The organism is Sphingomonas sp. NFX23, assembly GCF_049887795.1.
In the GTDB taxonomy this organism is placed as follows: Bacteria; Pseudomonadota; Alphaproteobacteria; order Sphingomonadales; family Sphingomonadaceae; genus Sphingomonas.
In genome coordinates this window covers 358629-373864 of sequence record NZ_JAGEKH010000002.1, presented here as the reverse complement: position 1 = coordinate 373864, position 15236 = coordinate 358629, and the positions used below count along the sequence as shown (strand labels likewise).

Below are 15236 nucleotides of genomic sequence, written 5' to 3'. Positions count from 1 at the left end.
CGTGTTCTCTTGGCTATCGAGGCGGGCCGTTACGCGGTCGGCGTCGCCGGGCCGGTGCCGGTGGTCTGAGGGGGCAGCTTATCGAGGGCGGTCGCGAGGTTAGCGTCCTGCTGAGCACTGCCCTTGCCCACGTTGAGGACCGCGGCGACTGCGGCGCCGACGATCGGGCCTAGGCCAGTGAAGAAGCCGTCGACGAAACGGGTGTTGTTCGCGGGGACCTGGTGAAAGAACGAGATCGCGGCGAGCCCGACGTATCCAACTATCAGGGTCAGGGCGATCACGTAGCGCCAGTGGCGGTCGACGTCGGTCATGTCGTCATTCTCCTATTGGGGGATGGAAGGCGGGGTCGCGGTGACAATGGCCGCGCCCGCTTGCGCGCCGCGCTCGATCGCCACCTCCTGCTGCTGCCGGGCGCGCATCTGTTCGATATGGATCACCGCCTCTGCGACCTTGTCGGGAGACGTCTTGAGCAGCATCAGCAGTGCGTCGAGGCACGCGTCTGCGTTGTTCACTCGGTGCCGCATGATCGCCATCTGCGCGTCATGTCGGAGCCGCTCGGCTTCGCGCTTGGCATCCTCTAGGGCCTTATCGGCCTCAAGCTTCTGGACGCGCGTTATCAGGTCGTCCCTCAGCTTTTCCTCCGCATCCTGCTTGTTCTTCTGCATGGCGGGCCGGTTCTTCAGCCACGCTGCGAAGGCCCCGCCACCCAGAACGAGATTGACCAGACCGAAGACGGCGCCCCAGCCCCAGGTCATGCCGGCGAGGTGCGTGCTATCGGTCATGACGCTGGTACCAGACCGTCAGTACAGCCATTGCGATCGCCAGCAGAAGTGCCGTCCCATGCGACACCAGCGGCTCGACATGGAACAGGAAGGAAAGGCGATTCACGGCCAACAGGAAGACCACGCCCCAGATCGGATCGAGTGACCGCGCGCGTCGCCGCGCGATGCGCCAGACTGCCGGAGAGAGGCACGCTAGGCAGAGCAGCCATGCGCCCACGCTCACGGGCTGCGGAATGTCAGTGCCGATCATAGCCGAAGGCACCGACAGCGTAAGCTCCTCGCCGATCGATCCGGCTTTCTTCAGCAGTCCGTCACCGACGATCGAAACGGCCGCGAGCGCATCGCTGACGCCGTCGATTGCCGCATGGCGCAGGCGGTCCATGCAAGGGACATAGATTGTCTGACCGCTGACGTTGACGACAGGGTAGTATCCGAGCTCGCCCGTTTTGCCACCTTGCGCATTGAAGCTTGCGGGGTCGGTGATCGAACCCGCAAGCAGCATGATTTGCCCGTTCGACCATTCCTCGTACACCGCGAACAGGTCAGCGTTCTGCGCCAGCAGAACGGCCAGCTGATCGTCTATTGCCATAGCCGCTATTCCTCGGTCGTGATGATGGTGACGCGCTGGGAGACGGCGCCGTTGCCGGCGGTGAACCCACGCGCGAGCGTCGCGATGAATCGGCGATCAGCGATGATTTGATCCGGATCGGTGTAGGTGAGGCTCGCCGACCAGTTCGCCGTGAAGGACGCCTGACCGGGCTCCCCCTCGGCAAGAGGTCGCGAGCCCTGAAAGGTGCCCACGCCCTTACTAATCGTTGGTATTGCGACGTCGGTACGAGCCGCTCCACCGATCTCGCGTGACAGGATGAGCGTCGGATTGCCGGTCTCCGTCCTTGCGCCCGTAAAGAAGACACCATCTTCAGACGTCGCGCCGTACGCAGCAGCCGCATTGTCGAACGATTGCTTGCTAGCCGGCGAGCCACTGTACGTGACCTCAAGGCTCCAACTGTACGACCAGGTCATGACGACGGTGATCTTCCCGCCGTTCGATCCAAAACCGCCGGTATCCGCGATGACGTCTGGCCCGACGCTGCTGCTCTGCCCGCCGTTGGTGAGCACGCCGGCAGACAGCGAACCACCGAAATAAGCGTCGCCTGTTACCGTCTGCCAGACGATCCCGTTGGTGCGCGAGCACTGCGCAAACGGCATCGAGGGGCCGAACCAGTCGATAAACTCGTTGCCGACACCGAACCCGGTCCCGAGCACCTTCATCACCGACCCGTTGTTGAAGATCAGCTTCGCGGTGCTGACGTTGATCGTCATGGCTGCGAAGGTGATGTCGCTGACGGCCGCATCCGCATGTCATGTTCGAAGGACGGCGCCGAGTGCGGACAAGGCTGGTATCAGCAGGTCTTGCCGAACTCGCCCGGCATCCGCGGGCGCATCGCCACTCTCGCACCGATCCTGCACTGGGGCGTCTGCACCGTCTGGGACTGGCTACGCATCTTCGCACCGCAGCCCGAGTTCGGAAGCTGGCCCACGCAGATCCTCGCGGACGCCTATGGCGGCGACAATGCAACCGAGGTGAACGCCCGGACCGGTTGCGTCGGCTGCCCGCTGGCGGCTGTCGATGGAGCGCTGGCGGTTATTGTCGAGACGGATGGCTGGCGGCACCTATGGCCGTTGCTCTGGCTGAAACCGATCTATCGGTGGATGCGGTTGCCCGCCCAACGACTGCGCAAGCGTGGCGTCGAGCGACTGAAGGACGGCTCCATCGCCAAGAACCCGCAGCGCATGGGGCCGCTGACGCTGGAGGCACGTCTTCAGGCACTCGACTGGATCCTGAATATCCAGCGTACCGTTTGCGAGGGCGCCTGCGCGGCCGGTTATCCCGAGCGCGGGATCGATTTGATCAATGCGGAAGAAGAGGCGCTGATCCGGCAACTGATCGCGGATGGCACCTTTCCGCAAAAATGGGACGGCGATGAGCCCAGCGCCGCGGCGTGGCTCGACAGTGTGTATAGCGACGGATCGGTACAGCCGATCCTTTTCAGGGATCTGGTAGGATCATGACCGAGCGCCCCCGTTTTCTTTACGCCGATGCCGAGATGGCGATCGTCGCCGAGGACGTCCGCAAGAACCGGGCGGAAGGCGACCCCGCGCTGGTTGCTGCTGGCAAGCTGTCCGCTGAGGACGCCGCCACACGCCTGCGGATCTCGACCGCCATCGCCATCGACTGGGCCCATTACGCGCGCATCGAGCTCCCGCCAATCAAGGGGGCGACCGATGAGGAAAAGGTCGCCGATCTGACGGCCGTACTGTCCGGCGCGACGAAGCGGCGCGATCACGCGCGCCAGGCGGTCATCAGCGAATACGGCGAACAGTTCTTCATCCGATCGATTGCGGAGTTAAGCGAATCGGTCGCGCCTCCCGTCGATCCGAACCCATGGAACGATCTGTTGAATGGCAAAGCCTAGGTACCTGCCGCCCTACGTCACTAGCTTCAAGGATCGGCACGGTGGCGAGCACCTGCGGTTTCGTCGCAAGGGCTATGCCACCACATACATGAAGTCGAAGGTGGGAACCGAGGAGTTCCGGATCGAATACCGGGCCTTGATGGATATGCCGGAAAGCACGACCGACGCCGCGATCGCCCGGTGCGCGCCAGGCACGATCGACGATCTCGTCACACGTTATCTCGCGGCGCCAACTAGGCTCGGGCCGACCAAGCCGACGCAGGCGAAGATCCGCGCGATCCTATGCCGTTTCCGCGAGGCGCACGGATCGAAGCCGGTCGCTCGTCTGAGCTTCGAGCATGTCGATATCATTGTCGCCTCCCGCATGGAGAAGGTCCAGGTCGGCAAGCGGATGGAGGGCGGCATCGAGGCCGCGCGCAAGCTGCGCAAAGAACTGGTGCGCTTGTTCGATTTCGCGGTGAAGATCAGGATGCGGCCGGACAACCCGGTGAAGCAGGCGGATCGGGTGAAGGTCGCGGCCGGCGAGCGCTCCAAGGGCTTTCACACGTGGACCGAGGACGAGATCGCGCAGTACCGCGCGTTCCACGGCCTCGGTACGAAGGCGCGGCTGGCGATGGAGCTTATGCTCTGGACGGGACAGCGACGGATTGATGCGATCCGCATGGGGCGGCAGCACATCCAAAAGGGTCGCGTCGAGTTCTCGCAGAGCAAGGGCGGCAAAGATCTCGGCATTCCCGTTGCGCCGCAGCTGCTCGAAGCGATCGTCGCGATGCCGCTCGAATCGAAGGGGCATCTCTGCTTCCTGACGACGACTCACGGCAAGCCGTTCTCTAACCCCGGCTTCGGCAACTGGTTTCGTGACCAGTGCGACGCGGCCGGCCTGCCACAGTGCACCGCACACGGACTGCGGAAGGCGATGATGCGGCGCATGGCCGAGCTTCATTTCGGCAACCAGTCACTGAAATCGATCTCTGGCCACAGCGGCGATGCGGAGGTCGCAACCTACACGCGAGCGGTTGATCAACGACGCATGGCGGACGATGCGATCAAGGCGATTGCAGCATGGGAAAAGCACTCGCTCGGAACCAGTCAATGGCTAACCGAAAACGGATCGAGTGGCTAACTTAGTCCAACGCATTATAAAACCTCGATAATATATCGAAGGTGGAGGCCCGACCGGGAATCGAACCCGGGTGCGAGGATTTGCAGTCCTCTACGTCACCACTCCGCCATCGGGCCCCGATTGCGTGAAGGCGGCGCAAATGCTTCGTTTTTCCGCTGCGGTCAACCTGCAGTTGCCGCCGACAACGGAATAATCTGGTTTCCTCGACTCGCACGTCGCCGCAGGCGGTGAGCGTCACGCGCTACCGCCCCCGGCCTCGTCCCTGGCCTCGTATCGTGACTCGCACACGTCAGCGTCTTTGCTTAGGGTTAAGTGAAAGGACGTTAATGGCTTTTAGGGGCGGGCGCTTGAAGACGGACAGGATTGCGGGCGGCACGAATACGACGGGTGTCGATGACGAGGTGTTCGCGATGCCGTCCGGCATGGCAATCCGGTATGACCGGCCCGCCGCCGCGCTCGCCGACTATATCACCGGCTATCACGTCTATCGAACCGACACGGGTAGCGAAGCGGGGCAGGTCGACTGGTTCCTGCCGGCGACCGCCAACGTGCGGATCGCGATCGATGCGGGGCCGATCGCGGTCTCGATTGGCCGGCGGACCTACGACCCGCTGCCTGCGGCCAGTCTGTTCGGGCCGACCAACCAGGCGTTGAAGGCGGTGACGCATGGCGGCGTGATGATCGGCTTCGGGATCAGCGCGCTGGGATGGGCACGATTGTTCCGGCGATCGGCCGGCGACTTCCGCAACCGCATCGTGCCGCTGGAAGACGTGCTCGGGAAGGCGTTCACGCGCGATCTGGTAGCGGGCTTGCAGGGCGCGCCGGATGATGCCGCCGTCGCGCCGATCCTCGATGCGATGTTGCTCGCGCGGCTGGGGCCGCCGCATGCCGATGCGCCGCAGATCCGGCAGTTGATGGAGATACTCGCGACCGATGGCCCGACCGACATCGCGTCCGCCGCTGCGCAACTCGACATACCGACGCACGCGTTGCGGCGATTGTCGGTGCGCCATTTCGGGTTTCCGCCCAAGATGCTCCTCTTGCGCGCGCGGTTCCTGCGATCGTTCGTCCGGCTGATGATGGCCGGCGGCGAGGCGGATTATACGACGATCGACCGCTCCTATTTCGATGCGTCGCATTTCCTCCGCGACTCGGCGACGTTCCTGGGAATGACCCCGCGGCGTTTCATGGCGCTGACCAAGCCGTTCCTGAAGGCAAGCCTGCGGGCGCGGAATGCAGTGCTGGGATCGCCGACGCAGGTGCTGCACGACATCGAAAAGGCGCCGGCGCGCGATGCGCTGCCGCGCGACTCGACCCGAGCGACGCAACAGCGGGTCATTTCGCGGGACGGTTCCGCGATCGGGTGCTAAGGACAGGCGCAGAGGTGTTGCCGGGATTTCTCGTGCGCCCTCGACGCCCCGTTCGCGGCATCTCGGTGTCACACGGGCGGGCGGGGCGTCTCCCGGTCCCCCGCAGGCGCGCTGCCGACGCCCGCGTGAATCGTGGCGAAATCCGACCAACCGATGCTTGGCGTCGCCGCGCCCACGCGATAACAGACGCACTATATCCGGCCGCGCGATATCGGAGCGATCCGAAACTAGTGTATTGCGTGGCTAAAACAGTTGTGCGACAGGATGCGCCATGACGACGACGACTCTCGATACTCCTTCGCTCGCAGCCGATACCCATGAGATCGGCGGGACTACCGTGTCCATGGCTCCCGCAACGTTCGACACGATGCGTCACGCGATGGTGGCGAGCCAGTTGCGCACCAACGCAGTCAACGACCAGCGCGTCGTCGCGGCGATGGCACGCGTGCCGCGCGAGGCGTTCATGCCCGCCGACGTCCGCGCACTTGCATACCGCGACGCGACGATCCCGTTGGGACGCGGACGCTATGCCAACCTGCCGATGGCGACCGGCCGTTTGCTCACCGAAGCTTATCTGACCGCGACCGACCGTGTCCTGCTGATCGGTGCCGCGACCGGCTATACCGCGGCGGTGCTGGCCGAGATCGTTGGCTCGGTCGTCGCGGTCGAGAGCGATCCTGCCTTGCTGGCGATCGCCCGCGAGGCACTCGCCGGGACCGGTAATGTCGAACTCGTCGAGGCACCGATGCAGGACGGCCACGCCGCCGGCGCGCCCTATGACGTGCTGATCGTCGATGGCGCGGTCGAGACCGTGCCCGACGCGTTGATCACGCAGGTCAAGTCGGGTGGCCGTGTGACCGCAGGAATCGCCGAGCGCGGACTGACCCGGCTCGCATCGGGCCGCAAGACCGATGGCGGGTTTGCGCTGTCGGCGTTCGTCGATGTCGAATGCGTGAGCTTGCCTGGCTTCGACGCCCCCAAACCCTTCCGGTTCTGAGCAGAAAACCATGGCCCGCGCCGCACTTCTCCGCAGTCTGCTCCTGAGTGTTGCGCTGACGTATAGCGCTGCACCACTCCATGCGGAGACGCTGCGCGAGGCGCTGGTCAAGGCGTACAACACCAACCCGACGATCACGGCACAGCGCGCTACCCTGCGCGCGACGGATGAGAACGTGCCGATCGCCCGCGCGGCGGGGCTGCCGTCGGCTAACGCGACTGGCGATCTCACCGAATTCCTCGTCACCGGCCAAAACAACTTTCTCGCGCCGCCGCGTCAGGGCGTTGCGCGGGCGAACGTGTCGGTGCCGCTGTATCAGGGCGGGCAGGTCCGCAATTCGGTTGCCGCAGCGAAAACCCGCGTCGAGGGTGGCCGCGCGACGTTGCGGAGTACCGAAGCCGATTTGTTCACCAACGTCGTCGCAGCGTACATGGACGTGATCCGTGACGAGGCGATCGTCGGCTTGAACACGCAGAACGTCCGCGTTCTCGACGTCAACCTCCAGGCCAGCCGCGACCGTTTCCAGGTCGGCGACCTGACCCGCACCGACGTGGCCCAGTCCGAAGCGCGGCTCGCGCTTGCCCGCGCACAGCTCCAGTCCGCACAAGCCAATCTGATATCCAGCCGCGAAAGCTATATCCAGTTCGTCGGGACACCACCCGGCACGCTCGACACGCCACCGACGCTGCCGCATCTGCCCGACAGCCCGGCCTCGGCCGTGACCGTCGCGATCGACAACAACCCGGTGCTGATCGCCGCCGCCAAGGAGCGGGACGCGAGCCGCTACGATGTCGGCGTTGCCCGCGCGAGCCGGCTTCCGCAGATCAGTGCGGTCGGGGGCGCGAGCTACACCAATTATCTTGGCTCGATCGCGTCGGTGCCCAACGACGTCAACCGCATCCCCAACGCCAATAAGGCGGTGCAAGCCGGGCTGTCGTTGACGCTGCCGCTGTTCCAGGGCGGGCGCCCCGCCGCGCAGGTTCGCCAGGCCGAGGCGTACCAGTCGCGCGCGATCGAGAACGTCACCGCGACCGAGCGCAACGTCATCGCGCAGGCGCGCTCCGCCTTTGCCATCTGGCGCTCGTCGGAGCAGGTGATCCAGTCGTCGGAAACCGCGGTCAACGCCAACAAGCTGAGCCTCGAAGGCGTCCGCGCCGAGAACAGCGTCGGCACGCGCACGATCCTCGACATCCTCAACGCCGAGCAGGAATTGCTCAACAGCCAGGTCACGCTCGTGACCGCGCGGCGCGATGCGTATGTCGCGGGCTTCGCGCTGCTGGCCGCGATGGGCCAGGCCGAGGCGCGAGACCTGGGGCTCGACGGCGGCGTGCTCTACGATCCGGTCGCGAACTACAACCGCGTCCGCCGCAAGATCTGGGATTTCGGCGGCGACGGCGAGCCCGTGCCGGTCGCCACTCGCACCGCGCAGTCGCCCGCGCAGAACGCCACGGTTCAGGCGCAGTCCGACCCCTTGCTCGATACGCCGGTTGACAGGAACCCCGCCTTGACGACAGGTAAGGACGCGCCGAGCCGCCAATAGGGGCGCGCGGGGCAACGGGGTTTGGGATGGTCCGGATGGGGGATGTCAACGGCGAGCCGTCGATGGAGGAAATCCTCTCGTCGATCAAACGCATCATCGCGGAAGAGGGCGACACGCCGGGCCGGTCGCGTCGCCCTGCGCGTGCGACGTCCGCGCCGGTCGATCTCGATCCGGCCTATTTCGACGGCGACCATGACGACGATGAGATTCTCGAACTGAGCGACCCCATGCCCGATCGTACGCCGCGCCCGCCCAAGTCCCCGGTGCTCAGCGCCGCTGATACCCCGCCCGAACCACGCCACGTCGCGCCGCAAATGCCCCCCCAGATGACATCGCCAAAGCCCGCGCCGAGTGCCAAGCCGCAGCCGGCCACCGATGCCGCGGCCGAGCCGATCGTCTCGCGCCACACCGCCGCTGCAACGCGCGCGCCGCTCGAGGCGTTGACGCGGATGATGGTAAAACCCGAAACCGGCAATGACGGCACGCTTGAGGGCCTGGTGCGCGAGATGCTCCGGCCGATGCTGCGCGAATGGATCGATGCCAACCTTCCCAACATGGTCGAGGACATGGTCTCGCGTGAGATCGCCAAGATCATGAACCAGCAGCCCTAAACCAACCTGCCCCCCTCCCGGAAAGGGAGGGGCCGGGGGTGGGTAGGCTGATTGTCGCGCCCCGACGCCAATTCCAAATCCCACACGCTCCCCCAAAGGCTGGCCTAGCCCCGACACGCTCGCTAAGGCCATTGGCATGAGCGAGCTTCCCAAAACCTTCGACCCGGCCTCCATCGAATCGCGCTGGTACGCGCATTGGGAGGCAAGCGGCCAGTTCCGCCCCGACCGTCCGAACGCCGAGCCGTGGACGATCGTCAACCCGCCGCCCAACGTCACGGGCTCGCTGCACATCGGCCACGCGCTCGACAACACGCTGCAGGACATCCTCACGCGCCACGCCCGCCTGAAGGGCAAGGACGCCTTGTGGGTGGTCGGCACCGATCACGCCGGCATCGCGACGCAGATGGTGGTCGAGCGCCAGATGGGCGCGCTTACCCCGCCGCAGAAGCGCACCGACATGACTCGCGAGGAGTTCGTCGCGAAGGTCTGGGCGTGGAAGGAAGAGAGCGGCGGCGAGATCACGCAACAGCTCCGCCGGCTCGGCTGCTCGATGGACTGGGCGAACGAGCGCTTCACGATGGACGAGGGCTTCTCGAAGGCCGTCCTGAAAGTGTTCGTCGACCTCCACAAGCAGGGGCTCCTCTATCGCGACAAGCGCCTCGTGAACTGGGATCCGGGCCTCGGCACCGCGATCAGCGACCTCGAGGTCGAGACGCGCGAGATCAAGGGCAGCTTCTGGCACCTGCGCTATCCGCTCGAAGACGGCGCCCTTGGACAAGAGGGGGGCTTCATCGAGGTCGCGACCACGCGGCCCGAGACGATGCTCGCCGACATGGCGGTAGCAGTGAACGGCGCGGATGAGCGCTACACCGCGCTGATCGGCAAGCAGGTGAAGCTGCCGATCACCGGGCGACTGATTCCGATCATCGCCGACGACCATGCCGATCCTGAGTTGGGATCTGGCGCTGTCAAAATCACGCCGGGCCACGACTTCAACGATTTCGAGGTCGGCAAGCGGGCAGGGATGGCCGCCGGGTCGATGCTCAACATGCTCGATGCCAAGGCGCGCGTCGTGCAGGTGTCCGACGGGCTGATCCCTGAGGAGCTGCTTGGGTTGACGACCGCTGAGGCGCGGAAGGCCGTGGTCGCGCGTCTCAAGGAAGAAGGCTTCCTGATCGCGCACGTCGACAAGGACGGCGAAGAGCACGACGCCGAGCCGCGCACGATCCAGACGCCGTATGGCGATCGCTCGGGCGTGGTGATCGAGCCGTGGCTGACCGACCAATGGTATGTAGACGCAAAGACGCTTGCGCAGCCGGCGATCGAGGCGGTCCAGACCGGCGCGATCGATATCGTGCCCAAGACCTGGGAGAAGACGTTCTTTAACTGGATGGACAACATCCAGCCTTGGTGCGTGTCGCGGCAGCTTTGGTGGGGACACCAGATTCCGGCGTGGTTCGGTCCGGACGGTACGCCGTACGTGGCCGAGACCGAGGCCGAAGCGCAGGCTCTTGCGGGTGAGGGCGTGACGCTAACGCGCGACCCCGACGTGCTCGACACCTGGTTCTCGTCCGCCCTCTGGCCCTTCGCCACGCTCGGCTGGGACGGTTCTTCCCCCCTCCCGCAAGCGGGAGGGGCCGGGGGTGGGCACGCGCTTACCTCGAACGCTACGCCCGAAGGCGAGCGCGAGCCCACCCCTCAATCCCCTCCCGCAAGCGGGCGGGGAGGCCAGTTAGGCGGTCGCTACCCCAACGACGTCCTCATTTCCGGCTTCGACATCCTGTTCTTCTGGAACGCGCGGATGATGATGCAGGGGCTGCACTTCATGAAGGACGTGCCGTTCCGCACGCTCTACCTCCACGGCCTCGTCCGCGCGGCGGACGGCGCGAAGATGTCGAAGTCGAAGGGCAACGTCGTCAACCCGCTCGGGTTGATCGACACCTACGGCGCCGACGCGCTGCGCTTCTTCATGGCGGCGATGGAGAGCCAGGGCCGCGACATCAAGATGGATGAGAAGCGCGTCGAGGGCTATCGCAACTTCGCCACCAAGTTGTGGAACGCCGCCCGGTTCGCGCAAGCCAACGGCATCGTCGCCAGCACCAATCTGGAGGCGCCGCGCGCGGAATTGGCGGTCAACAAGTGGATCATCGCCGAGACGATCGCGACCGTCCAGACGGTCGACCTCGCGCTCGCCGACTACCGCTTCGACGGCGCCGCCAACGCGATCTACCAGTTCGCGTGGAGCCGGTTCTGCGACTGGTATCTCGAACTGATCAAGCCGCAGATGGTCGGCGACGAGCGTGGTGTCATCGACGACGAATCGAAGGCCGTGGCCGGCTGGGTGCTCGACCAGATCCTGGTCCTGCTCCACCCGTTCATGCCGTTCATCACCGAGGAACTGTGGCACGCGATGGGCCCGCGCGATCACGACCTGATCGTCGCGAAATGGCCGATGGCGGACGCGCGGTCGCTCGATCCCGAGGCGAGCAAGGAAGTCGACTGGCTGATCCGCCTGGTTCAGGAAATCCGCACCGCGCGGAATGAGTTGAACGTGCCACCGGGCGCGCGCCTGCCGCTCCACGTCCGCGATGCGAATGCGGCGACGTTGGCGCGGTTGGAGCGCCAAGCACCTGCGCTCGCGCGTCTCGCCCGCGTCACGCATGCCGAGGGCGAAGCCACCGGTGGCGCGGCGCAGGTCGTGGTCGACGAAGCGACCTTCGTCCTGCCGCTGGAAGGCGTCATCAACCTCGACTCCGAACGCGCCCGCCTGACCAAGGCGATCGCGGCGGCGGAGAAGGAGCGCGACGCGCTGTCAGGCCGCTTGGGCAATGCGAGCTTCGTCGAACGCGCCAAGCCCGAAGCGGTGGAAAAGGCCAAGGCCGACCACGCCGACAAGGCCGCCGAAGCCGCCCGGTTGCAGGCTGCACTCGGCCGCTTGGGCTAACCTGCTCCCCTCCCGCTCGCGGGAGGGGTTGGGGGAGGGGCGTGCCCCAAGAAGCCAGACGCCAGTACGTACGTCGCGCCCTCCCCTGACCCCTCCCGCAGGCGGGAGGGGAATAAGTGCTTGAAGACCTCGTCGCTCCAACCAAAGTCCGTCACCCCAGCGAAAGCTAGGGTATCCCAGCGAGTTACTACACCGGCCGGCCGATAACGGGATACCCCAGCTTTCGCTGGGGTGACGGTTCGGGAGGGGCGGCTCTACGGCGTAGGGTATGTCCCTGTCATCTTGTTCTCCCGCGAAGGCGGGAGCCCAGTCTGGGCCCCCGCCTTCGCGGGGAAACAAAATACGCTTCGCTCCCGGCTCGGGACCTACCGGCTTGTTCCGGAGTTCAATCCGCGGCTAGGCACTCGACATAACAGGGCGCCTGCCCGTTCACCGGTATATGCCGGACCGAGTTCGGCCTGACGGAGAGACTGTGTGAGCGACCTTCCACCCGACGTCGAGACCAGCGCCGACCCACGCGCGCCATTAAGCCCAAATCTCGATCGCCCGCGCGGCAAGCCAGGCCAGCGCGACCTCACCACCGGACACATCGGCCGCACGCTCCTAGCGTTTGCGCTCCCGACGCTCGGCTCGAACATCCTCCAGTCGCTCAACGGCTCGATCAACGCGATCTGGGTCGGACGGTATCTCGGCGAGGGCGCGCTCGCCGCGACCTCCAACGCCAACATCATCATGTTCCTGACGTTCGGCGCGGTGTTCGGGTTCGGCATGGCGGCGACCATCCTGGTCGGCCAGAGCTTCGGCCGCCACGATCTCGAAGGCGCACGCCGGGCGTTCGGCTCCGCGGTCGGCTTGGTCCTCGGCGGAGCGATCGTGATCGCCGCGCTCGGCTGGGTGTTCGCGCCCGAGATTCTGCATCTGCTCGCCACCCCCGGCGACGCGATGCCGCTCGCGCTCGCCTATCTGCGCGTGATCTTCCTCGGGCTGCCCGCGTCGATGATGATGGTGCTGCTGATGATGGGCCTCCGCGGGACCGGCGATTCGATGACGCCGCTCTGGTTCATGCTGCTCAGCGCGATCCTCGACAGCGGGCTCAACCCGTTGCTGATCGCCGGTATCGGACCGTTCCCGCAGATGGGGATCGCGGGCTCGGCGATGGCGACGCTGGTCGCGAGCCACGTTTCGCTGCTCGGGCTGATCGTCTACATTTACAAGCGCGACCTGCCATTGCGGCTACGCGGCAACGAACTCCGTTACCTCATCCCCGAGCGCGCGTTGACCGGCACGATCGTCCGGAAAGGCTTGCCGATGGGTGCGCAGATGCTCGTCATGTCGACCGCCGGCCTCGCGATGGTCGGGCTGGTCAACCGGCTCGGCGTCGATACCGCGGCGGCCTATGCCGTCTCGCAGCAACTGTGGACCTATATCCAGATGCCCGCGCTGGCGATCGGCGCAGCGGTCAGTTCGATGGCGGCACAGAATATCGGTGCGGGTCGCTGGGACCGGGTCGGCGACATCACGAAGTACGGCCTGCTCTTCAATGTCGCGTTGACCGGTGCGATGGTCGGCGTGGTGCTCCTGTTTGATCGTCCGGTGATGACGTTGTTCATCGGCGGCGCGAGCCCCGCGCTGCCGATCGCGCGGCATATCCAGCTGATCGCGAGTTGGAACTTCATCCTGTTCGGCGCGACGATGGTGCTGTTCTCGACCGTCCGCGCGAACGGCGCAGTGATCGCGCCGCTGATCGCGCTGATCGTCGCGCTGTATCCGGTGCGGATCGGCTTTGCGTTGCTTGCAAAGCCGTGGCTTGGGGCGGATGCGTTGTGGTGGAGCTTCCCGCTGGGATCGCTCGCGACGCTGGCGATCGCGGCGTGGTATTATCGCTACGGCAACTGGCGGAAAGGCGCGCTGATCGTACCCGACGACAGCGAGGAACAGGCGCACGGCATGAGCGAGCCGGGCGGGCGGTTGCAGCCTACGGGGTGAGGCGAACCGCGCTCCCCTCCCTGAAAGGGAGGGGCTGGGGGTGGGTAGGCCGGCTTGTGTCGTCCCGGTTCGGTTATGCGGAAGCCGACCCACCCCCGACCCCTCCCTTCCAGGGAGGGGGGGGAAGATTTAGCGCAGCCGCTTGACGAAAGACCGCCCACCTTCGCGCCGCTCATGCTGGAAGTTCGGAATCGTCTCGATCAGGTCCGACAGCCGGTTGAACCCGTAATTGCGCGCGTCGAAGCTTGAGCGGTTGCCGGCGAGCTGGCCGAGTTCGGCGACGCTCGCATAGCCCTTCTCGTCGCGCTTCACCGCGTTATACGCGTCGATCAGCAGCTTGATCACCTGCTCGTCGATCGGTTGCGCGGTCTTCGGCCGAGCGACTGGCGCCGGGGCAGCGGGCTTTTCGCCAGCCACCGGAGCAGGCACTGGCGCGGGCATCGCCTGCGACGTCTCGTTCAGCGCGCCGACGTCAATGAACCGCGTGCACGCCTGCCGAAACCCTTCCGGCGTGCGGCTCGTGCCGAAGCCATACACCGGTATCCCATCCTGGCGGATGCGCGTCGCGAGCGGCATGAAATCGCTGTCCGACGACATGATCCCGAAGCCGTCGATGCGCCCGCGGAACAGCAGGTCCATCGCGTCGATCGTCATCTTCATGTCGGTCGCGTTCTTGCCCTTGGTCAGGTCGAACTGCTGCTGCGGCTCGATGCCGTGCTTGATCGACATGTCGCTCCACGCCTTCAGCGCGGGCTTCGACCAATTGCCATAGACCCGCCGGACGTTGACCGTGCCGAGCTCGGCAAGGACGGTCAGCACCGGGTCGAGGGTCGCCGCGGACGCATTGTCCGCGTCGATCAGGAGGGCGACGTTGCGCGTTGTGGTATCGATCATGCGCGCAAGGTTAGCCGCGCCCGCGCTGCGCGTCCACGCTCCAGACACCGCCACCGGCTGCGGCGAGGTACAGGAACACGAAGCAGTAGAGCACCGCCGCCTCGCCGCCATTGGCGATCGGGAAGGGGCCCTTCGGCATATGCGCCATGAAATACGCGACCGCCGACATGCCCGACAGCACGAACGCAACCGGCCGCGTGAACAGGCCGATGATCAGCAGCGCGCCGCCGACGACTTCGAGACCGCCCGCGGCGTACAGCAGCGGGTTCATCGGCATCGGGAAGGGCGGCAGGCCGAAGAATTTCGAGATGCCGTGACTGAAGAATACCAGCGCGACGACGATGCGCATGACGCTGAGCAGGCGGGCGGACCAGGTGGCGGGTATCGGCATGGGGTATCCTCGAGTGTCGTTGCGTGGGCGAAACGTCACACGGGGGCGGCGCGAGGTCAATTCGCGTAGATCGAAACGGATCGTTGACGGGCGCACTCTCACGATCCTCCCCCGCAAGGGG

The 15236-nt window shown here is 65.6% G+C and carries 15 protein-coding genes and 1 tRNA gene; 9 read left to right on the top strand and 7 right to left on the bottom strand.

All coding sequences use genetic code 11. From position 1 onward, the window contains the following. Positions 1–29: 29 nt before the first annotated feature. The 4 genes from J4O76_RS05675 to J4O76_RS05660 are packed head-to-tail and all read right to left on the bottom strand — an operon-like array spanning position 30 to position 2105. On the bottom strand, positions 30–311 hold the full coding sequence (locus tag J4O76_RS05675) for a hypothetical protein (RefSeq protein WP_426280762.1): 282 nt from the start codon (positions 309–311) through the stop codon (positions 30–32). A gap of 12 nt (positions 312–323) precedes the next feature. Further along, positions 324–782, bottom strand: coding sequence for a hypothetical protein (locus J4O76_RS05670; RefSeq protein WP_426280761.1), 459 nt, complete (start codon positions 780–782; stop codon positions 324–326). Continuing rightward, positions 772–1371 carry a hypothetical protein gene (locus tag J4O76_RS05665; protein WP_426280759.1) on the bottom strand — a complete coding sequence of 200 codons (600 nt, stop codon included), beginning with the start codon at positions 1369–1371 and terminating at the stop codon, positions 772–774. The genes J4O76_RS05670 and J4O76_RS05665 overlap by 11 nt, the downstream gene beginning before the upstream one ends. Positions 1372–1376: 5 nt before the next feature. Then, a complete protein-coding gene (locus J4O76_RS05660; protein WP_426280758.1) occupies positions 1377–2105 on the bottom strand; it encodes a hypothetical protein in 729 nt (242 codons plus the stop codon). 36 nt (positions 2106–2141) lie between these two features. On the opposite strand from J4O76_RS05660, the gene J4O76_RS05655 reads away from it, so the two are divergent. Genes J4O76_RS05655 through J4O76_RS05645 form a run of 3 tightly spaced genes read left to right on the top strand, consistent with a single transcriptional unit; the run spans position 2142 to position 4382 of the window. Continuing rightward, complete coding sequence (locus J4O76_RS05655; RefSeq protein ID WP_426280757.1) at positions 2142–2855, top strand: hypothetical protein; 714 nt, start codon at positions 2142–2144, stop codon at positions 2853–2855. Continuing rightward, positions 2852–3259 (top strand): hypothetical protein, encoded by a 408-nt coding sequence (locus tag J4O76_RS05650; RefSeq protein ID WP_426280756.1) that lies wholly within the window; start codon positions 2852–2854, stop codon positions 3257–3259. Before J4O76_RS05655 ends, J4O76_RS05650 begins: the two co-directional genes overlap by 4 nt. Continuing rightward, positions 3246–4382, top strand: a complete 1137-nt coding sequence (locus tag J4O76_RS05645; RefSeq protein WP_426280754.1) for a tyrosine-type recombinase/integrase — start codon at positions 3246–3248, stop codon at positions 4380–4382. Before J4O76_RS05650 ends, J4O76_RS05645 begins: the two co-directional genes overlap by 14 nt. A gap of 42 nt (positions 4383–4424) precedes the next feature. On the opposite strand, the gene J4O76_RS05640 is transcribed toward J4O76_RS05645, so the two are convergent. Beyond that, positions 4425–4498: transfer RNA gene (locus J4O76_RS05640), tRNA-Cys, on the bottom strand. Between the two features lie 231 nt (positions 4499–4729). On the opposite strand from J4O76_RS05640, the gene J4O76_RS05635 reads away from it, so the two are divergent. The 6 genes from J4O76_RS05635 (at position 4730) to J4O76_RS05610 (ending at position 13830) form a co-directional block, all read left to right on the top strand. Beyond that, positions 4730–5752, top strand: coding sequence for a hypothetical protein (locus J4O76_RS05635; protein WP_426280753.1), 1023 nt, complete (start codon positions 4730–4732; stop codon positions 5750–5752). 343 nt (positions 5753–6095) lie between these two features. Beyond that, complete coding sequence (locus J4O76_RS05630) at positions 6096–6749, top strand: protein-L-isoaspartate O-methyltransferase family protein (RefSeq protein WP_253072502.1); 654 nt, start codon at positions 6096–6098, stop codon at positions 6747–6749. Between the two features lie 10 nt (positions 6750–6759). Next, the gene (locus J4O76_RS05625) at positions 6760–8289 is read left to right on the top strand and encodes a TolC family outer membrane protein (RefSeq protein WP_426280752.1); all 1530 of its coding nucleotides are present in this window, start codon (positions 6760–6762) and stop codon (positions 8287–8289) included. Positions 8290–8324: 35 nt separating this feature from the next. After that, positions 8325–8900, top strand: coding sequence for a DUF2497 domain-containing protein (locus J4O76_RS05620; protein ID WP_426280751.1), 576 nt, complete (start codon positions 8325–8327; stop codon positions 8898–8900). Positions 8901–9036: 136 nt separating this feature from the next. Beyond that, positions 9037–11844 (top strand): valine--tRNA ligase, encoded by a 2808-nt coding sequence (locus J4O76_RS05615; RefSeq protein ID WP_426280749.1) that lies wholly within the window; start codon positions 9037–9039, stop codon positions 11842–11844. A 588-nt stretch (positions 11845–12432) separates the two neighbouring features. After that, complete coding sequence (locus J4O76_RS05610; RefSeq protein ID WP_426281104.1) at positions 12433–13830, top strand: MATE family efflux transporter; 1398 nt, start codon at positions 12433–12435, stop codon at positions 13828–13830. A gap of 129 nt (positions 13831–13959) precedes the next feature. Here J4O76_RS05610 and J4O76_RS05605 read toward each other — a convergent pair whose 3' ends face one another. Together J4O76_RS05605 and J4O76_RS05600 are read right to left on the bottom strand one after the other, a co-directional pair. Next, positions 13960–14724: an NYN domain-containing protein gene (locus tag J4O76_RS05605; protein WP_426280748.1), complete on the bottom strand. Its 765-nt coding sequence runs from the start codon at positions 14722–14724 to the stop codon at positions 13960–13962. Positions 14725–14734: 10 nt separating this feature from the next. After that, positions 14735–15115 (bottom strand): DoxX family protein, encoded by a 381-nt coding sequence (locus J4O76_RS05600; protein WP_426280747.1) that lies wholly within the window; start codon positions 15113–15115, stop codon positions 14735–14737. Between the last annotated feature and the right edge of the window lie 121 nt (positions 15116–15236).